The following is a 17,599-nucleotide window of genomic DNA, read 5'->3' on the forward strand; positions in this document are numbered from 1 at the left end:
TTCAGGCCACCTTCGGCCGGGTAAGTTGCTGCATCACCTTGTCGCGCGGGCCGTCCATTGCGATCCGGCCGCGCTCCATCACGATGATCCGCTGCACAAGCTGAAGCAATGGCGGGCGATGAGTGACGAGCACCATGGTGCGACCCTGTACCTCGTTCTGAAGCCGCTCGATCAATCCCTGCTCGGTCTGGGCGTCCATGCTGGCGGAAGGCTCGTCAAACACCAGCATCGGCGGCCGACCGGCGAGTGCCCGCGCAATGGCAATCGACTGGCGCTGACCGCCGGACAGGCCTTCGCCACGATCCGCCAGCTTCAGATCATAGCCGTTGGCGATTTGCCCCATGAACTGGTGCGTGCCTGACAGCGTCGCGGCGCGCAGCAGTTCGGTATCATCGACGCCCGATCGGCCCAGACTGATGTTCTCCCGGACACTGCCGGTCATCAGCACGCTGTCCTGCATCGCCACGCCAATCTGGGCGCGCAGCGTGGCGGGGTCGATCTGCCGCAGGTCGCTGCCATCAACCATCACCAGGCCGTCTTCGGGTGGGTAGAGCCCGAGGATCAGCCGAGTGATCGTCGACTTGCCCGAACCCACGCGGCCCAGAAGCGCCACGCGCTCGCCGGGTTCGATGGTGAAGGACACGCCCTGCAGCGCCGGCTCTGCGGCGCCGGGATAGCGGAAGGTGACGTTCCGGAATTCGATCTTGCCGGAGAGTGATGCGATCTGCAGCGGTTCTCCTGCGGGCCCTTCGCTGGGCTGCTCCATCATCGCGTTGATCTGGCGATAGGCGGTTCGGGTTGCCGAGAGCCGTGCGAGCAACTGAGAGATTTGGGCAAGCGGCGCGATGGCCCGGCCGGCGAGCAAGGAGCAGGCGATCAGGCCGCCCGAGGTCAGCTCACGCGCGGCGATCAGGTTGACCCCGACGATCACCACCGCGGCATAGCTGATCGTGCTTGCCGAGCCGGCGACGGTGATCGCGATGCTGGAAATCAGGCGCTGGCGAAGCGAGGAATCGGATTGTTGCCGGACGGCGCCGAGCCAGCGATCGGTAAGCATCGGCCCGGCGCCTGATGCCTTCACCGTTTCCAGCCCGCCGATCGTTTCAACCAGCACGGACTGTTTGGACAAACCCTCCCGCAGCGTTCGCGCGGTGAGCCGTTCCAGGGCCGGATTGGTCGCCCAGGCGGTCAGCAGCACGACGGGGATGATGACGAGAAGGACGAGCACCACCTTGCCACCGATTGCCCAGATCACCACGACGGTGAGGATCAGGAACGGAAAGTCGACCAGCGCCGTCATGGTGGCGGAGGCGAAGAAGTCGCGCAGCGCTTCCAATTCCCGCATCAAGCCGGCGAGCGCCCCGGTCGACCCTTTCTTGTGGTCAAGCCGGATCGCCAGCAGCTTCCTGAACACGCGATCGCCGACCTGGTGATCGATGTCGGCGCCAGCGATATCCACGAAATACGCACGCAGCATCTTCAGCACGAAGTCAAAGATGACGACAAAGCCAAAGCCGATCGACAAGGCAACCAGGCTCGACATGGCGTTGTTCGGGATGACCCGATCGTAGATGACCATGGAGAACAGCGACGTCACCAGCGCAAAGACGTTGATGAGCACCGCCGCCGCAGCAACCTTGATATAGGTGCGCTTGTTCTCGGCCATCGGCTCGAGCAGCCAGGGCGCGAAGCGGGGCTTGGGATCGGGGACGAGCGTATGGTCGCTCATGGCTGGCGTCCTTGGGATGGATCGGTAATGCCGAGTGTCGGCAGCAACTGGCCCGTCCTGGACAGCAGGACGTAGCGTGATGCGTCGAGTTCAGTGACGGCCTGGAGATAGCCGACCGCCGTTTCGAAATAGCTGTCTTCCGCGCCGATCACATCGAAGAGCGTGCCGGATGCGACACGGAAACGCTCGGCGATCGTGTCGCGCGAACGGCGGCTGGCCAGATAGGTCGATTCCAGAGCGCGGCGCTGCTCCTCCAGCGCCTGTACGTCGGACCAGGCGATTTCCGCGTCGCGCGCCGCTTCGGTGGACACGCGGTTGGCGCGCGCCTCGGCCGAGCGGGCGCGGGCCTGGGCCTGCTGATCGCGCTCCTCAATGCCGCCCCACAGACGCTGACGAAGCGTGAGCCGCGCGCGCACGTCATAGTCGCGCGGGGTTTCGTAAATGCCGTAGCGGCCGGCATCGATGCCCGCGGCAAGGGTCGGCAGCCGATCGGCATGAGCGGCGCGGGCATCGTTGCGAGCGGCCTCCGCCACCGAACGGGCGGAGCGCACCGCCGGCACGTCCACCGCCCGTGCGACCGCCAGATCCTTGCTGACGCTGGCCTGGCCGATGAATGGCGCGCGGGCGAGGCCTGGCGGGGGCGGTGCGCCGGTCAGCGACTGGAATCGCGCGGACGCCTGCGCCTCCAGCCGGCGAAAGCGCGCCAGCCGCGCGTCGGCGGAGGCGATGTAGCTGTCCACACGCGCGATATCGGCCTCTGCCGAGGCGCCACGCCGGATGCGTTCCTGCACCATCACGCGCAATTCACGCTGGCTGGCGGAGAAGGACGTCGAGAGTGCCACCAGCGCGCGATAGGTAAAGACGTCGTACCAGGAAGCGAGCGTCATCAGGGCAACGCGATCCTGCGCGCCAAGGATGTCGGTTTCCGCTGCGCGCAGTCGCTCGCGTGCGGCACCGATCCGCGCATTGGCGCTGCCGCCGTCGAGCAGCAGTTGGTCCACCGTCAGCAATTGATCGGTGCGGCGTCCCGGACGAGACTCCTCGATGATGTTTTCGACATTGTTGCCGAAGTTGCGGGACAGCACCTTGTAGCTGGTGATCGTGACATCAACCGTGGGGCGGCGCGCCGACTTGGCCTCGCCCAGCGCGGCGCTGGCCTGATCACGATTGGCGCTCGCCTCCTCCGCCTCCGGTGCGCGCGCCAGGGTCGCGTTGACGATCTGCTGCAGCGTTTCCACCGGCGCGGTGCGGCGCGTGAGTTCCAGCAGCGGATCATCCTCCGCGCGGATCGCCATCGGATTGCCGCTGTGGCCGGGGAGCAGGGGCGGCGTCTGCGTGCTGGACGAATCCTGTCCAATGGCGGGGAACGCCAGCGTGACGGCCGTCAGAACCGCGGTGGCCGTTCTTGCCCTGCCTCTCCTGATAAACGATGGTAAAATCACAGATCCCCCCCGGGACAAGGGGTGATCTCTATCCGGTCCCGGGGCCGCCGCCAAGTATTGTCGGCGCTCTCAAAAGCATTCACTCTGGACGAGTTATTGCCCGAATGCCCCTGCACGGTACAGGAGAGTGATGGCGACCCGGCGATTTCGGGGATCCATCGGGTTTTCGGTGATCATCGGCTCGCGATCCGCCACCCCTTCAATTCGGTAGAAGCGCTGTTCCGGTATCCCGCCGGCCGCGAGGCGCCGCCGCGTCGCCTCGGCACGCGCAGTGCCCAGCATCCAGTTGTTCATCGCCCGCGGGTCGCCATAGGGCAGGCTGTCGGTATGCCCGCGGATCATGATCGGGTTCTGCGTCGGACGGATCCCTTCCGCGACCATGCCGATCAACGTGGAGGCATCCTTTTCCAGCGCGGTCGTGCCAAGCGCGAACATGGAATAATTCGCGTCATCCACCAGGTCGATGCGCATCCCGTTGGGGGTCATCGTGAAGCGGATGTGCTTGGCGAGCGCCGCCAGTGACTTGCGCTCCCTCAGCTGCCGCTCGACCTGTTCCTTCAGCTTGGCGAAGTTGCGGCGATCCTCGGCCGCGATCGCCTCGGCGCTGCGCAGCGATCCCTTCCTGCCGGTGCCCATCTGCGCGCCGCCGGCACCTTCTGCCTTGGAGACAATGGTCGGCATACGCGAGTTGCCGTCGTTCGGCCCCGTCTTTTCGGTCGACGTGACGGACTGGCCGCCCAGCAACCCGCTGCCGCCGATACCGAGCGACTTGGTGTTGAGAACGGTTGGCGCGAAATAGTCGGCGATGCCCTTGCGCTGTTTTTCCGTGGTGGCGCCGAGCAGCCACATCAGAAGGAAGAACGCCATCATCGCGGTCACGAAATCGGCATAGGCGACCTTCCACGCGCCGCCGTGATGGCCGCCGTGCCCCTCGATATAGATCTTCTTGACGATGATCTTGGGCGGCTGGTTGCTGCCATGGGGTGCGCGCGCGGCCATGGCTTATTTGCCCCTGAGGCCGTCGAACACCTCGGCAAAGCCGGGCTGGTTGGTGTGGGCGATGCCCGAGCGCGCCGCCTCAATCACCAGCGGCTGCGGATGGCCGTGGAGCGAGGCGATGATGATCTGCTTTACCACATGATAGATAGCGGCATCGGCATCGATCACCTGCTTCAGGCGCGAGGCGAGCGGGCTGACAATGCCGTAGGCGAGCAGCACGCCAAGGAACGTCCCCACCAGCGCGGAGCCGATCATGCCGCCCAGCACCGATGGCGGCTGGTCGATCGAACCCATCGTCTTCACCACGCCGAGCACGGCCGCGACGATGCCAAGCGCCGGCAGGGCGTCGGCAAGCGAGGACAGGGTGGTGTGTGGCCCCTCAACCTCGTGATGGTGGGTCTTGATGGCGTTATCCATCACTTCTTCCACCGCGTGGACGTCGAGCGTGCCGGAGGACACGACCACCAGGCGCAGCGTGTCGGCGATCAGGTTGACCAACGTATGATCGGCCACCAGGCGCGGATATTCGGCAAAGATGGCGGAGGATTTCGGATCCTCGACATGCGGCTCCAGCGCGATCGGGCCTTCCATTCGCAGCATCTTCATCAGCTTTGACACCAGGAAGATGACGTCGAGATAATCCTGCTTCTTGTACTTCGGGCCCTTGAACACCTTGGCGAGGCCGCCGCCCATCGCCTTCAGCTCCTTGCCGGAATTGCCGATGATCAGCGCGCCGGCAGCGGCGCCGCCGATGATCAGCATTTCATGCGGAAGGGCGTGGAGCACCGGACCCAGCGAACCGCCCGTGAAGGCAAAGCCGCCGAAGACCATGGCAATAAGAACAACAAGGCCGATGGCGGCGAACATCTTTATCCCCGGACGCTACGTAAGGTGCTCTCTGTCAAACGACCGGGGGAGCAGATTCTTTATCGGGAAATTGCCCCGCGTGCGCGGCGGTAGTGCGGGTCAGCGCAGATAGTCGAACAGCGACAGGCTCGAGAGCTTCGAGAAGCTCGCCTGCGTCGCCTGAAGGATCGTCATCGTCTTCTGGAGCTGGACGATCGTTTCGGTCGGGTCCGCATCCTCAATGTCTGCCCGCGCGAGTTCACGGTCGTCTGCCGCCGATTTGAGCTGCGCGGCCTGAAGATCGACTCGCGCCTCCCGGGCACCCAGCGACGCCTGGGTCGCCGTGACCTGATCAGCCACTGTCGCCAGCGTATCGGCGGCGCTCTCAGGGATCGTTTCACCGGCGCGCAGTGCGGCAACCATGGCCGCAATGGCGCTGCCCAGATCCTCGCTGTCCTTTACCGCCAGGAAATCCTTGGCGTTGACGACCACCTCGACGCTCTGACCATCGCCGATCGGCATTGCCGCCGCTTTCCCTTCGGCGAAGGTGAGCGTGCCGCCGGCGCCACGTGCAACTGCTGCCCCGTCGTCCTTGCCGCCGAACAGCGGCATGCCGCGCGCATCCTTGCCGTTCGCCAGCGCGATCACGGATTCCAGAATGCCCTCCAGTTCGGTGGCGATGGCAGCTTTGGCGGTATCCGAGTTCGTACCCGTCCGGCCCTGGATCACCAGTTCGGATGCGCGCTGCAGCCGTTCGGTCATCTGCGACAGGCTGCTGCCGGCCTGCTGCAGGGTCGACTGCGCAAGCTTCACGTTGGCGGCATCCTGCGTGCCATCCGCATTGGCGCGGTTGATCACTTGCAACCGCTGGTAACCGACGCTGTCGTCCGACGGCGCAAGCAGCTTCTTGCCGGTCGACACCTGTTCGTTCAGCCGATCGAACTGCGCCTGCAGCTTCTGCATCGACGCGGTCGAGCGGTTGAAGAACAGGTTGGTGGAGATGTTGGCGCTCATCAGCGGATATCCAGCAGGGTCTGGAAGGCGTCTCGCGCGATCGAGATCACCCGGCTTGACGCCTGATAGGCTTGTTGGAAGCGCAGCAGGTCGACAGCCTCGCGATCCAGATCGACGCCGGAGATCGCGTCACGCGCGGCAATGGCACTGTCGTGGATCGCGGTCTGGGCATCGGCAACAACCCCGCGCGCCTGGATGGCGGCCGCGTTGCTGGAGACCATATTGTTCAGCGACCCTTCGAAGCCGGCGCTGCTGCGCAGGCCTTCCAAGGCGGCCAGATTGCCGTTTCCGCGGGTTCCTTCGCCAGGGGCGGCAGCGGCAATCCCCCGCGGATCGGACATGACAAGGGTGATGTCGGTGGGCGAGGCGCCGACCGCGAAGAGCGGCGCGCCTGCTGCGCCATCGAGCGTCTGGCCGTTGCTTTGCACGCCATTGACGCCATTGACGAAGTCCGTCGCCATTTCCGCCAGTTGCGTGCGCGCTGCCGCAATCCGCTGCGCCCCATCAACGATCCCGCCGATCGCGCCACCACCGGGCGACAGCATCGACACGTCGTTCCCGCTCTTCACGGCGATGGCGACGACGCCTTCCGCGCTCCGCGCGTAGCTGACCGTGGCGGCCTGGTTGCCGCTGACGAGCATGGCACCGGTGCCGGCACCGGCACGCACCGTCGCACGGCCGGCGGCATCGTAGCTGGCGGTGATATCCACCAGCGCGCTCATCCTTTCGAGAATGTCGTCGCGCTGATCGGCGAGGTTCGCCGCGCCTGTGGTGTTCGCGCCGACCCGGCCCAGGCCCTCGTTCACCTTGGCAAGCGCGGCAGAGAGGCTGTTGAGATCGGCCACCGCCTGATCGGCGGTCGCGTCCAGCTCGGCAGTGGCCTGCGCCAGAGCCGCGCCGGTCGTGGTAAAGGAACCGGCAAGCGAGCGCGCCTGCTCGATCATTGCTGCGCGCGGTGCCGTCGCGGTCGGATCGGCCGCAACCCCTTTCGCCGCATTGAAGAAGGCGGACAGGCGAGAGTCGAGCCCGGAACCGGTCAGCGCGGACTGGATCCGGTCCATCCAGACCCCACCGGCCTCCGTGCGGGCCAGATCGGCGCCGGCGGTACGAACAGCAGCAGCCTTGAACTGATCGGCCGCACGATTGACGCCGGTCACGAACACGCCGTGTCCGGAGGTCAGACCGGCGCGACCGCCGATGCTGACGACTTCCGTGGTCGTGATCGTCCGACGCGAATAGCCGGTCACCCCGGCATTCGCGATGTTCTCCGACACCGTGCCGAGGGCAGCCTGATTCGCGCGGACGCCCGACGCGCCGATGGAAAGAAGGTCGCTCACGCGGGCCTTATGTCGGCGCCTTGGTTAAGGCCGGATTGAGACTTTTGGCCTTCGTCGGCCGCTTTGGCCGAGTCCGTTGAATTTCCCGGTGCTGTTGCCGAAAGGCCACGCGACAGGAAGTCGGTCATCGCCTTGCCGATGCCAAGCGGCGTGTGCTGCGCCATCTGCTGCACCATCTTCTGGTCCTGCATGTCGCGGAACGTGTCGATCGCCTGGCTGTCGAACAGCGGCTCGGCGAGCTTCGCCGCGCGCATCGATTTCAGCATCATGCCGGTGAACACCGCCTCGAACTGCTGCCCGGCGGCCTTCAGGTTCTCGCTGGACGCCTCGCGCTTCAGGCCCGAGTCGATGCCGGTGGTGCCGGAGATGCGGCCGATCTGAACGGGCCCGGTCACAGCACGATCAACTCGGCCTTGAGCGCGCCGGCTTCCTTCAGCGCCTCGAGAATGGCGACGAGATCCGCCGGGGAGGCGCCGATCGCGTTCACTGCCTTGACGATATCGGCAAGCTTCGGGCCTGGGGCGAGCAGGAACATCGGGCGCTGCTCTTCTTCAACAGCGACGCCGGACTTGCGCTCCATGGCGGTCTGACCCTGGCTGAAGGGCGCGGGCTGGCTGATGCGCTGGTTCTCGTCGATGCGCACCGTCAGCTTGCCGTGGGTGACGGCGGCGGGGCCGACGCGCACCGCGGAGTTGATGACGACGGTGCCCGACCGTGCGTTGACGATCACCTTGGCAGGTGGCTCGGCAGTGGTGACGTCGAGGTTCTCGATCGTCGACATCAGCGTCGCGCGCACATCGGCGCCCATCGGCGCGCGAACCGCGACCGAGACGGCGTCCACCGCCTGCGCCACGCCGAAGCCCAGCTTCTGGTTGATCGCCGCAGCGACATTCTGTGCGGTGGTGAAATCGGCACGTTGAAGATTGAAGGTGAGGTTGGGTGCGTCGGCAAAGCCGGTCGCGACCGCGCGCTCCACCGTGGCGCCCTCGGGAATGCGGCCGGTCGAGGGCGTGTTGACCACGATCTGCGAGCCGTCCTTGCCCTCCGCACCGAGCCCGCCGACGGCGAGGTTGCCCTGCGCCATGGCGTAGATCTGGCCATCGGCGCCCAGCAGCGGCGCCATGATCAGGCTGCCGCCGCGCAGGCTCTTCGCCTTGCCCATGGAGGAGACGGTGATGTCGATCCGCTGGCCGGGCTTGGCAAAGGCGGGAAGCTCCGCCGTGATCATCACGACCGCGGCGTTCTTCAGCCCCTGGTTCGCATTGGGCGGCAGCTGCAGGCCGAAGCGCGAGGCGACCGCCTTCATCGACTGCACGGTATATTCGAGATTGTCGTCGCCCGTGCCGGGCAGGCCGACGACCACGCCATAGCCAGTGAGCTGGTTCGACCGGATGCCCTGAAACCCGCCGAGATCCTTGATCCGGTCGGCCGAGGCGGGCGCCGCGACGCACAGCGCGGCGAGGAGCAGCGCGGGGAGGGCGAGGAGGGTGCGGAACATGGTCATGATGCTCGGGTGTGAGGGCGACATGGTTAATGCGGCGCTAAATGCCGACGGTCAGAACGGGCTGACGACCTGGAAGAACCGGCTGAGCCAGCCCTGCCGTCCGGCGCGCGCGACATCGCCCTTGCCGGTATAGGCGATCTGGGCATCGGCGACGCGGGTCGAGGCGACGCGATTGTCGCGGTCGACGTCGGCGGTGCGCACCAGCCCCTTGATCTGGATGAATTCGTCGCCGCGGTTGAGCGTCACGCGCTTCTGCCCCTGCACCAGCATCGTGCCATTGGGATAGACCTGCGCCACGGTGACCGAGATTTCGCCGGAGAGCGAATTGGCCTGGCCCGCCGTGCCGGTGCCGGCGAAATTGCGATTGCCGCTGACGCTGGCGTCGGTGGTGTTGAAGAGGTTGAGCGGGCCGGTGGTCGGCGGGGTGATGCCGAAGCCACCGCCCGAATCGAGCTTGGAGGTCGAGGATTTGGACGCCGCGGTCCGCTCCACCAGCACGATCGTCAGCGGATCGCCGACGCGGCGTGCGCGCCAGCCCTCGTGAAGCGCGGCATAGCCGTCCGCCGCCTGGAAGATCGCGCCGGTCGCCGGTGCCGGCGCCGGGGCGGCGGGCAGCGGATGGACCGCGGTGAAATCCTCCGCCGGCGCCTTCTTGCCAAACAGGCCGGCATCGGCGGGCGCGGCGAGAAGCGCGGCGCTGCACAGCGCGGCGGCGAGCGGGAACGTGCGGGACGTCATGGCCGATCAGTCCTCAGATGTTCTGATTGACGTATTTGAGCATTTCGTCGGTGGCCGAGATCATCTTGGAATTGACCTCATAGGCGCGCTGCGTCTCGATCATGTCGACGAGCTCCTCGACGACGTTGACGTTGCTTGCCTCCAGCATGCCCTGGCGGATCTTGCCGCGGCCATCCTCGCCCGGGACGCCCATGTTGGCGGTGCCCGACGCGCCGGTCTCGACGAGGTAATTGTCGCCGATCGACTGAAGCCCGGCGGTGTTGGGGAAGCTGGCGACCTGGATCTGGCCGAGGTTCGATGCCTCCGCCTGGCCGGGGATCGTCGCCGACACCGTGCCGTCCATGCCGATGGTGATCGCGGTGGCATTTTCGGGCACGTTGATGCCGGGCATCACCTGATAGCCTTCGCTGGTGACCAGCAGGCCTTCGGGCGAGCGCGAGAAATTGCCGGCGCGGGTGTAGCCGAGCTGGCCGCCGGGCAGCTGCACCTGGAAATAGCCGTCGCCGTCGAGCGCCATGTCGAGGCTGTTGCCGGTGGTGGCCAGCGAGCCCTGCGTGTCGATGCGCGCGGTGCTCTGCACGCGCACGCCGGTGCCCAGGTTCAGGCCGGTGGCGTATTTCGTTTCCTGCGTCGACTGCGCGCCGGGCGCGGTGATCACCTGATAGCTCAGCGTCTCGAACGCGGCGCGATCACGCTTGTACCCGGTGGTATTCACGTTCGCGAGGTTGTTCGAGATAACCCGCATGCGCGTATCCTGGGCGTCGAGCCCGGTGCGCGCGATGTGCATGGCGGCGGTGGTCATGTCCGTGGTTCCTTAGGTTTCGCGCGATCAGCCCGGCATCCGCATGACGGAGGCGGCGCCTTCATCCATGGTCTTGGCTTCCTTCAGCAGGTTGGCCTGGACCTCGTAGCTGCGCTGGTTCTCGATCATGTCGACGAGCACCTGAGTCATGTTGACGTTGCTCTGTTCGAGCGTGCCGGACACGATCTTGGCGTCCATGTTTTCGGGCAGCACCCCGCCGCCGCGCACGTGCATCAGATTGTCGAGGCCCTTCACCGTGGACGAGCCGCGGTCCGACACCAGCTTCAGCTTGTCGATAACGGTGACGTCGGTGGAGGCGCCGCCCTGCGGCACGATCGAGATCGCGCCGTCCGAGCCGATCGACAGCGACGTGTAGGGCGGGATGGTGATGGGGCCCCCCGACCCCATCACCAGATAGCCGTCGCCTGTCTGCAACGTGCCCGATGCGGTGACGGTAAGGTCGCCGCGGCGCGTATAGGCTTCGGTGCCGTCGGGCGCCTGTACCGTCAGCCAGGTGTCGGCATCGGTCAGCGCCACGTCGAGATTGCGACCGGTCTGGATCATCGCGCCGACGCTGCGGTCGGCATCGGTCACTTCCTGTGCGGCGGGCGCACGCGCATCGAACCGCGCGCCGCCGCCCTTCAGCTCGATCCGGTCGAACACCACGCGATCGGCGCGAAAGCCGGTCGTGGAGGCGTTTGCCATGTTGTTGGCGATGGCGGCCTGCGCCGCCATGTGCGCCTTGAGGCCCGTCGCCGCCGTATAGACCAGCTTGTCCATGGTTCGATCGATCCAAAGGTGTTCCGTTCACGCCGAGGCGCAACCGGAACACAGCAAGAGTCAGGCCAGAATCACGCGCGGATGTTGAAGATCGTCTGCGAGATCTGGCTGGAGGTATCGAGCGCCTTGGCGTTCGCCTGGAAGTTGCGCTGCGCCGCGATCAGCTCCACCAGCTCCTCGGTGATGTCGACGTTCGAACCCTCGATCGTGCCCGACATGAGCTTGCCGAAGCCATTCTCGTTGGCGCCGCCCATCGTTGCCGTGCCGGACAGGCCGGTGGCGCTCCAATATTGGCCGCCATTCTGGCGCAGGCCGGTCGGGTTGACGAAGTTCGCCAGCGCCACCTTGCCCAGCTTCACCGCATCGCCATTGGAATAGCTGGCGGTGATGACGCCGGCGCTGTCGACAGTGATGCCGGCGAACTCGCCCAGCGCTTGGCCGTCCTGCGAGCGCGAGGCGATGGCGAACGGCTGCTTGGCCGCCGTGGTACCGGTGAGGTCCAGCGTGATGGTGCGCGGGTCGCCGGCGCCGTCGAACACGAGCTTTTCACCATTGCCGCTGATCAGATTGCCCTCGGCATCGAACGACACCGGAGTGCCGGCGCCCTCGTTTGCCGCGGTATCACCGATGTAGCTGTAGACCGTCCAGTCGCTCGACTTCAGCTCGGTGCCGTCGGCGGCGGCTTCTGCCGGCTTGCGAACGAAATAGTTGGTCAGCGTCTGCGCATTGCCCTGCGCATCGTAAACGGTGGTGCTGGTCGCGCTGGTGTAGGTCGACGGGTCGGTGCGCTTGAACTCCGCATCGGTGCCGGTCGCGCCGCTGTTCAGCGCGGCCTTCAGCGTCACCGCGCCGGTCGCCCTGGCCGTGCCGCTGGTCATCGGCACCTGCACGTCGATGAGCGTGCCGTTGTTCGGCACCGTGCCGTCGGTTTCCACGGCATAGGCCTGTAGCCGGCTGCCCTGCGTATCGGTGATGTAGCGGTTGGGATCGACGCCGAAGCTGCCGTTGCGCGTATAGGCGATCGTCGAGCCGCCCGCCGCAGCGGTCTTTACCGGGAAGAAGCCGTCGCCGGCGATCGCGAGGTCGAGCGACGAGCCGGTCGTCACCAGGCTGCCCGCGCCGAACATCTGCTTGTTCTGCGCCAGCGCGGCGCCCGAGCCGGTCAGGCGGCGTGGATCACTGGTGAAGTTCGACGCCATGATGTCGGTGAACTCGCTGCGGCTCTTCTTGAAGCCGTTGGTCGCGACGTTGGCGATGTTGTGCGAGATGGTCGACATGTCGGTCTGCGCAGCCTGGAGACCGGAAAGCGAAGTGTAGAAGGACATGAGGGAAGCTCCTGGAACGTGGGATAGGTGAGGGAGAGGTCAGCCGATCTGGCGAACGGCGGTGGCGGGAACCTCACCGATCCCCGGCAAGGTGAGGACGGCAGCGCCGCTGGTGGTCGAGACGGAGGTGACAGGCGCCCAGACGAGGCTGTTGGCGGCGACCGAGCCGCTGCCGTCATTGGCGCTGATGCTGACGGTGAAGGGGCCCGGCCCGGCATCCGCGCCGGCCGCGGTCTTGCCGTCCCAGTCGTAGCTGACGGTGCCCGCCTTCTGCGCGCCGAGATCGGCGCTGTGCAGCAGCTGGCCGTTGGCATCGGAGATCGCGACGGTGACGTTGCCGGCATCGGCGCCAAGCTCGATCCCGCCGGCGATGCCGCCCGAGGCGCGGCCGTAGGCGACATTGCCCGGCGTCAGCACGGTGCGGCCGACATAGCTGACCGCGTCCTGCATGCTGGTGGCGCCCAGCTTGTCGGCGATCGCCTTCAGCGTGGAGCCCATCTCCGTGATGCCGGCGAGCGAGGAGAATTGCGCCATCTGCGCAACCATCTGCGTATTGTCGACCGGATCGAAGGGATCCTGGTTCTTCATCTGCGCGGTCATCAGCTTCAGGAAATCGGCCTGACCCATGGTCGGGGACTTTGCGGCCGCATTCTTGGCCGCCGCGTTCGCGGTGCCGATGCCCAAATTGCCGATCGTGGCGTCAAAGGAGGTCGCCATCTATCAGCGCCCCAGCTTCAGCGTGTCGACGATCAACGACTTGGCGGTGTTCATCACCTCGACGTTGTTCTGATAGCTGCGTGCGGTCTCCATCATGTCGACCAGCTCGCGCGTTTCGTCGACCGCCGACTGGTAAACAAAGCCGTCGGCATCAGCCATCGGGTTGTTGGGATCGCGGATCTTGATCGGGTCCTCACCGGCGGTGACGACGCGCTCCACGTTGACGGTGGCCATGCCGCTCGCCTGGTCGAACTGCGTACGGAACACCGGCTTCATGCTGCGATAGGCGGTTTCCGACGAGCCGGTCACCGCGCCGGCATTGGCGAGGTTGGAGGCGGTCGTGTTCATCCGCACGAGCTGCGCCGACATGGCGCGGCCCGCGACCTGGAAGATCGATAGGGGTTGGTTCGCCATGGGTTATTCTCCCTTCAGCGCGCGGGTGAGCTGGTTGATGCGGCCGTTCAGGAACGACAGCGTCGTCTGATACTGGACGGCGTTTTCGGCGAAGGCGGTCTGCTCCTTGCTGAGCTCCACCGTGTTGCCGTCCATCGAGGGCGAGTCCGGCGTGCGGTACAGCGTCGCCTGTTCGATGCCGCCCTGCCGCTCCACCGAGGCGAGCGCCTGAGTGAAATCGATGTCCTTCGCCTTGAAGTTTGGCGTCGAGGCATTGGCGATATTGGAGGCGAGCAGGTTCATCCGCTGCGCCCGAACCTCAAGCGCCGCACCGTGAACCCCGAAAAGACTGCCGTTGGCCATTGGCCTGAAATCTCCTGCACGAGCCTGTGCGCGAGTTACTCCGCAAGCTGTGTGCCAACCTGTCGCAACAGGCGGCTGGCGCGAGGCTGGCAGAGTGCGGCGGCAAGGATTTGCCGGGCGGCCGGCAATCTTGCCGGGGTGCCGGGGTGGCAGCATTGCCGCTCGCAGTTTTGCCTGACTCCGGCAGCAACCCGGATCAGGGCGGCGCACCGGCCCGATGATCAAAATGGCCCGCCGCTTGCGTAGGGGCGCGCATGAACCTCGAGACCTTTCTCGATCCCTATGCGCTTGCCCTGGTCGGCGGTGGCACCATCGCGTCCGCCGTGCTGCGAACATCGGCAGGCGATCTCGCCCGTGCGCTTCTCGCCCTTCGCACGTTGCCGCGCCGCCGGTTTGCTGCCGATCCGCTGCTGGAGCAGATCACCGCCTTCGGCCGCATCGCCCGCCGTCATGGCCCGGTGGCGCTCGATAAGTCGGTGATTGCCGATCCCGATGTTGCCGCCGCGATCGCCGACATCGTCGATGGCCACGGGCCGGACGCGGTGGAAAGTCGCTTGCGGTACCTGCGTCAGGCCCGGATCGAGCGCCACTGCGCGGCCGCGGACGTATGGGCCGGCATGGCCGAGGCTGCCCCGGCAATGGGCATGGTGGGCACCCTTGTCGGCTTGGTCGCCATGTTCGTCCAGATGACCGACCCGCAGGCGATCGGCGGAGCGATGGCGGTTGCGCTCCTGGCGACGCTTTACGGTGCGCTGCTCGCCAATCTGGTGGCCATGCCGGTGGCGAGCAGGCTGCGCGCCGCCGCGCGCGTCGAGGCGTTCGAGCGTCGGCGGCTGGAGGAGCCACTGGTTGCGCTTGCGGCGCGTGAGCAGCCCCGTGGCACCGTTGTCCGCTCATGGCACGGCGCCAGCGAGGCGGCATGACGTACGCCGACGAATTTCCAGCATCGCCGCAGGGTCGCCCGCTGTGGCTGGTGACTCTTGCCGATCTCGCCCTGCTGCTGGTCGGCTTCTTTGTGCTGCTTCAGGCGAACCAGTCGCTTGACCGCAAAGCTCTGGCGGACGGCATTCGCGCCGGCTTTGGCGCGGCGCCCCAAGCCATGGCGCCCGATCCGCTGGCGGTAGCCGCAGCCGGCGTGTTCGACTTCGCGCCGGGTTCAGCGGTTCTTCCGAAATCGGTCGAGGCCCTCCGTGCCTGGGCACGGGAGGCGGTCAGCGATCCGCGCGTGTCGCTCCGCGTAACGGCGTCTGTCGACGGCACCAGCCGCGATGTCGATCCCGGTACCGGCAGCGCCGCCGTGCTGGCTGCGGATCGCGCCCGGGCCGTCGCCGCCGCCCTGGCGCCCGTCGTCCCGGGCCGTCGCCTGCTTATACAAACCGCGGAGCGGCCCTCGCGCCGGCAGGCGGTCGTCACCATTGCGTTTACCGGAGAGAAGAAGTGATCGCGTTCGCTCTGGCGCTCGCCGCCGTCGCTCATCAGGACACCGCCGCGCTCGACAGGGCCGTGGCTGCCTTTACTGGCCGGCCGATCGGTGAGGATGGTGGCGCGCGCGCCGCGATCGACCCGCGGCTGCGGCTTCGACAATGTCCCACCGTTGCCCTGTCGTGGCGCACGGACGCGCATGATGCGGTGGTCGTGTCCTGCGCCGGGCCGGAGTGGCGCCTGTTCGTGCCCATCCGGATGCCCGCGCAATCCGCATCCGTTGCGCGCCCGCCTGCCGCCCCGGCGGCGGCCAGCATGGCTGCCGAGAAGATCATCAAGCGCGGCGATCCGCTGGTCATCGAGGCGGGATCCGACGGGTTTTCCATCACCCGCGAAGGCGTCGCCATGGCAGACGCCGCGGCGGGCCAGCGGCTGATGGTGCGCGTCGATGGTGGCAAGATGCCGGTGCAGGCGGTGGCGCTCGCTCCCGGCCGTGCGACTCTGCCGGGATGGGTGGAGTGAAAAAAGTACTAAAGCCCTGCGTGCCCCGGCCGTTTAACCCGGCGGGATCGAGGCGCAGCAGGTGTAGTTATGGTCGACTCAATCGGGCCAAGGCCCTTGGATCGGAAGGTTGGAGGGGTAACCCGTGTCGGGACGGCCAAGGCCCCGGCGACGGTTACGGAGCAAGCGCGGGCAACGCAGGCGCCGACCGTCGCGGCGCAGCTTTCCGCCTCGGCGCCGGTCGACACCGCCCGGGTGGAGATGATCAAGCAGGCCATCGCCAACGGCAATTTTCCTCTTTCTCCGGCCACGATCGCGGACGCGCTGATCGCGGCACGCTACGAATGGATGTCGCATGACAAGGCGTGATGCCCTGATCCGCGTGATCGATACGCTCCACCATGAAATTGCGGCGTTGAAGGCCAATGACGTTGCCGGTCTGGAAAAGGCCACTTCGGCCAAGCTGGTAGCGATCGACACACTCCGCGGCCTGGGGGAAGGGCCGGCGGGTCCGGAGCTGCGCGAATTGGCCGACGAAGCGAACCGCCTGAACGAAACCTGCCGGATCTACGTGAACCTGATGGCGGCAAACGTTCGCCGCCGCCTGCAGCTTCTGACCGGTGAGGGCGGCAACGCCTATCGCCCGGGGGCCGTCGCCTACGCCTGATTGCGCGCGCACGTCGTTGATGCCCTGAACGCCGTTCTTGCCTGAACTGCGCCGTCCCCATCCTCGGCGGCCGCTGCACTATCCCGCCGCCTGATCTGGCACACTCCTTGCTGATCACGCCCTGAGAACAGGGAAGTGCCTCAGCAACGATGACCGTCAACGCCATCTACAATGCCGCTGGCCGGGTGCAGTCCGCGATCCAGCGGGCAGCCGCCAAGACCGGGATCGACTTCGACTATCTGGTGGGTCAGGCGAAGGTCGAAAGCGGATTCAACGCGACTGCACGCGCGCGCACCTCGTCTGCCAGCGGCCTCTATCAATTCATCGAGCAGAGCTGGCTCGCGGTGGTCAAGAACCATGGCGCGGAACACGGCATGGGCTGGGCTGCCGACGGTATCCAGCGCAATTCGGCGGGTCGCCTGACGGTGAGCGATCCCGGCCTGCGCCGTGCGATCCTGGATCTTCGCAACAACCCCGAGGCAGCATCGCTGATGGCCGCCGAGCATGCGTCCGACAACAAGGATGCGCTGGAGGCCAGCCTCGGCCGCGACGTGACCGGCACCGACCTCTACATGGCGCATTTCCTGGGGCTGGGCGGCGCCAAGCAATTCCTGAAGGCGATGCAGGCGTCGCCCGACCGTTCCGCCGCAAGCATGTTCCCCGCCGCGGCCGGCGCGAACCGCAACGTGTTCTTCAACCGCGATGGCTCCGCCCGTTCGCTGAGCGAGGTGTATGAGCGGTTCGGCGCCAAGCTGGGGGATGGCGCGGGGCCTGCCGGCAGCACCGGCAATGCCGGCAATTCGTTGCCGCGTCTGCAATTTGCCGCCCAGATGCTCGACATGGAGGGCGCGACGGTGATCACCGGCGCGAACCAGTCGGCGTCCGACGCGATGACCTGGGCCAATGCCGCCATGGGGCGGACCGCCAATCAGGCATCGGCGCAGGCGGCCAATCTGCTCCGCCCGTCACCCGACAATGCCCGGCTGGCGTATATGATGCTCGCGAGCATGGGGGGCTGAT

21 protein-coding genes are annotated in these 17,599 nt (G+C 66.5%); 6 read left to right on the forward strand and 15 right to left on the reverse strand.

Going from position 1 to position 17,599, the window contains the following annotated elements:
* Position 1 precedes the first annotated feature (1 nt).
* The 15 genes from LQ954_RS01075 to LQ954_RS01145 form a co-directional block, all read right to left on the reverse strand.
* Positions 2-1,729: a type I secretion system permease/ATPase gene (locus tag LQ954_RS01075; protein ID WP_227771296.1), complete on the reverse strand. Its 1,728-nt coding sequence runs from the start codon at positions 1,727-1,729 to the stop codon at positions 2-4.
* Positions 1,726-3,024, reverse strand: a complete 1,299-nt coding sequence (locus tag LQ954_RS01080) for a TolC family protein (RefSeq protein WP_231021510.1) — start codon at positions 3,022-3,024, stop codon at positions 1,726-1,728. The genes LQ954_RS01075 and LQ954_RS01080 overlap by 4 nt, the downstream gene beginning before the upstream one ends.
* A gap of 240 nt (positions 3,025-3,264) precedes the next feature.
* Positions 3,265-4,170 (reverse strand): flagellar motor protein MotB, encoded by a 906-nt coding sequence (locus tag LQ954_RS01085; RefSeq protein ID WP_227771298.1) that lies wholly within the window; start codon positions 4,168-4,170, stop codon positions 3,265-3,267.
* A 3-nt stretch (positions 4,171-4,173) separates the two neighbouring features.
* Complete coding sequence (gene motA, locus LQ954_RS01090; protein ID WP_227771299.1) at positions 4,174-5,037, reverse strand: flagellar motor stator protein MotA; 864 nt, start codon at positions 5,035-5,037, stop codon at positions 4,174-4,176.
* 99 nt (positions 5,038-5,136) lie between these two features.
* A complete protein-coding gene (gene flgL, locus LQ954_RS01095) occupies positions 5,137-6,030 on the reverse strand; it encodes a flagellar hook-associated protein FlgL (RefSeq protein WP_227771300.1) in 894 nt (297 codons plus the stop codon).
* The gene (gene flgK, locus LQ954_RS01100) at positions 6,030-7,367 is read right to left on the reverse strand and encodes a flagellar hook-associated protein FlgK (RefSeq protein WP_231021511.1); all 1,338 of its coding nucleotides are present in this window, start codon (positions 7,365-7,367) and stop codon (positions 6,030-6,032) included. The genes flgL and flgK overlap by 1 nt, the downstream gene beginning before the upstream one ends.
* On the reverse strand, positions 7,364-7,762 hold the full coding sequence (locus tag LQ954_RS01105) for a rod-binding protein (RefSeq protein WP_227771302.1): 399 nt from the start codon (positions 7,760-7,762) through the stop codon (positions 7,364-7,366). Before LQ954_RS01105 ends, flgK begins: the two co-directional genes overlap by 4 nt.
* Positions 7,759-8,865, reverse strand: coding sequence for a flagellar basal body P-ring protein FlgI (locus LQ954_RS01110; protein WP_231021512.1), 1,107 nt, complete (start codon positions 8,863-8,865; stop codon positions 7,759-7,761). The genes LQ954_RS01105 and LQ954_RS01110 overlap by 4 nt, the downstream gene beginning before the upstream one ends.
* 57 nt (positions 8,866-8,922) lie before the next feature.
* The gene (locus tag LQ954_RS01115) at positions 8,923-9,609 is read right to left on the reverse strand and encodes a flagellar basal body L-ring protein FlgH (RefSeq protein WP_231021513.1); all 687 of its coding nucleotides are present in this window, start codon (positions 9,607-9,609) and stop codon (positions 8,923-8,925) included.
* Between the two features lie 13 nt (positions 9,610-9,622).
* Positions 9,623-10,411 carry a flagellar basal-body rod protein FlgG gene (gene flgG / locus LQ954_RS01120; RefSeq protein ID WP_227771305.1) on the reverse strand — a complete coding sequence of 263 codons (789 nt, stop codon included), beginning with the start codon at positions 10,409-10,411 and terminating at the stop codon, positions 9,623-9,625.
* Between the two features lie 27 nt (positions 10,412-10,438).
* Positions 10,439-11,191, reverse strand: coding sequence for a flagellar basal body rod protein FlgF (locus LQ954_RS01125; protein ID WP_231021514.1), 753 nt, complete (start codon positions 11,189-11,191; stop codon positions 10,439-10,441).
* 71 nt (positions 11,192-11,262) lie between these two features.
* The gene (locus tag LQ954_RS01130) at positions 11,263-12,516 is read right to left on the reverse strand and encodes a flagellar hook protein FlgE (protein ID WP_231021515.1); all 1,254 of its coding nucleotides are present in this window, start codon (positions 12,514-12,516) and stop codon (positions 11,263-11,265) included.
* A 39-nt stretch (positions 12,517-12,555) separates the two neighbouring features.
* Entirely contained in the window at positions 12,556-13,233 is a 678-nt protein-coding gene (locus tag LQ954_RS01135; RefSeq protein ID WP_231021517.1) for a flagellar hook assembly protein FlgD, read from the reverse strand.
* 3 nt (positions 13,234-13,236) lie between these two features.
* Positions 13,237-13,647: a flagellar basal body rod protein FlgC gene (gene flgC / locus LQ954_RS01140; RefSeq protein WP_046407775.1), complete on the reverse strand. Its 411-nt coding sequence runs from the start codon at positions 13,645-13,647 to the stop codon at positions 13,237-13,239.
* 3 nt (positions 13,648-13,650) lie between these two features.
* Positions 13,651-13,989, reverse strand: coding sequence for a flagellar basal body rod protein FlgB (locus LQ954_RS01145; protein ID WP_227771310.1), 339 nt, complete (start codon positions 13,987-13,989; stop codon positions 13,651-13,653).
* 254 nt (positions 13,990-14,243) lie between these two features.
* Between LQ954_RS01145 and LQ954_RS01150 the strand changes: the two genes are divergently transcribed.
* The 6 genes from LQ954_RS01150 (at position 14,244) to LQ954_RS01175 (ending at position 17,598) form a co-directional block, all read left to right on the forward strand.
* On the forward strand, positions 14,244-14,912 hold the full coding sequence (locus tag LQ954_RS01150; protein WP_231021518.1) for a motility protein A: 669 nt from the start codon (positions 14,244-14,246) through the stop codon (positions 14,910-14,912).
* Positions 14,909-15,430 (forward strand): flagellar motor protein MotB, encoded by a 522-nt coding sequence (locus tag LQ954_RS01155; protein ID WP_231021520.1) that lies wholly within the window; start codon positions 14,909-14,911, stop codon positions 15,428-15,430. The genes LQ954_RS01150 and LQ954_RS01155 overlap by 4 nt, the downstream gene beginning before the upstream one ends.
* Positions 15,427-15,933 carry a flagella basal body P-ring formation protein FlgA gene (locus LQ954_RS01160; RefSeq protein ID WP_231021521.1) on the forward strand — a complete coding sequence of 169 codons (507 nt, stop codon included), beginning with the start codon at positions 15,427-15,429 and terminating at the stop codon, positions 15,931-15,933. The genes LQ954_RS01155 and LQ954_RS01160 overlap by 4 nt, the downstream gene beginning before the upstream one ends.
* 96 nt (positions 15,934-16,029) lie before the next feature.
* Entirely contained in the window at positions 16,030-16,281 is a 252-nt protein-coding gene (flgM, locus tag LQ954_RS01165; RefSeq protein WP_227771314.1) for a flagellar biosynthesis anti-sigma factor FlgM, read from the forward strand.
* A complete protein-coding gene (locus LQ954_RS01170) occupies positions 16,268-16,579 on the forward strand; it encodes a flagellar protein FlgN (protein WP_231021523.1) in 312 nt (103 codons plus the stop codon). Before flgM ends, LQ954_RS01170 begins: the two co-directional genes overlap by 14 nt.
* Positions 16,580-16,728: 149 nt before the next feature.
* A complete protein-coding gene (locus LQ954_RS01175) occupies positions 16,729-17,598 on the forward strand; it encodes a lytic transglycosylase domain-containing protein (protein ID WP_231021525.1) in 870 nt (289 codons plus the stop codon).
* Position 17,599: the final 1 nt, after the last annotated feature.

This window comes from Sphingomonas sp. IC-11, from assembly GCF_021043365.1.
Taxonomy (GTDB): domain Bacteria; phylum Pseudomonadota; class Alphaproteobacteria; order Sphingomonadales; family Sphingomonadaceae; genus Sphingomonas.

Bases quoted from the DNA above. Each gene is read 5' to 3' on its own strand.
- LQ954_RS01075 (WP_227771296.1), bottom strand. From the start codon at position 1,729: ATGAGCGACCATACGCTCGTCCCCGATCCCAAGCCCCGCTTCGCGCCC.
- LQ954_RS01080 (WP_231021510.1), bottom strand. From the start codon at position 3,024: ATGGCGATCCGCGCGGAGGATGATCCGCTGCTGGAACTCACGCGCCGC.
- LQ954_RS01085 (WP_227771298.1), bottom strand. From the start codon at position 4,170: ATGGCCGCGCGCGCACCCCATGGCAGCAACCAGCCGCCCAAGATCATC.
- motA (WP_227771299.1), bottom strand. From the start codon at position 5,037: ATGTTCGCCGCCATCGGCCTTGTTGTTCTTATTGCCATGGTCTTCGGC.
- flgL (WP_227771300.1), bottom strand. From the start codon at position 6,030: ATGAGCGCCAACATCTCCACCAACCTGTTCTTCAACCGCTCGACCGCG.
- LQ954_RS01110 (WP_231021512.1), bottom strand. From the start codon at position 8,865: ATGTTCCGCACCCTCCTCGCCCTCCCCGCGCTGCTCCTCGCCGCGCTG.
- LQ954_RS01115 (WP_231021513.1), bottom strand. From the start codon at position 9,609: ATGACGTCCCGCACGTTCCCGCTCGCCGCCGCGCTGTGCAGCGCCGCG.
- flgG (WP_227771305.1), bottom strand. From the start codon at position 10,411: ATGACCACCGCCGCCATGCACATCGCGCGCACCGGGCTCGACGCCCAG.
- LQ954_RS01125 (WP_231021514.1), bottom strand. From the start codon at position 11,191: ATGGACAAGCTGGTCTATACGGCGGCGACGGGCCTCAAGGCGCACATG.
- LQ954_RS01130 (WP_231021515.1), bottom strand. From the start codon at position 12,516: ATGTCCTTCTACACTTCGCTTTCCGGTCTCCAGGCTGCGCAGACCGAC.
- LQ954_RS01135 (WP_231021517.1), bottom strand. From the start codon at position 13,233: ATGGCGACCTCCTTTGACGCCACGATCGGCAATTTGGGCATCGGCACC.
- flgC (WP_046407775.1), bottom strand. From the start codon at position 13,647: ATGGCGAACCAACCCCTATCGATCTTCCAGGTCGCGGGCCGCGCCATG.
- LQ954_RS01145 (WP_227771310.1), bottom strand. From the start codon at position 13,989: ATGGCCAACGGCAGTCTTTTCGGGGTTCACGGTGCGGCGCTTGAGGTT.
- LQ954_RS01150 (WP_231021518.1), top strand. From the start codon at position 14,244: ATGAACCTCGAGACCTTTCTCGATCCCTATGCGCTTGCCCTGGTCGGC.
- LQ954_RS01155 (WP_231021520.1), top strand. From the start codon at position 14,909: ATGACGTACGCCGACGAATTTCCAGCATCGCCGCAGGGTCGCCCGCTG.
- LQ954_RS01170 (WP_231021523.1), top strand. From the start codon at position 16,268: ATGACAAGGCGTGATGCCCTGATCCGCGTGATCGATACGCTCCACCAT.
- LQ954_RS01175 (WP_231021525.1), top strand. From the start codon at position 16,729: ATGACCGTCAACGCCATCTACAATGCCGCTGGCCGGGTGCAGTCCGCG.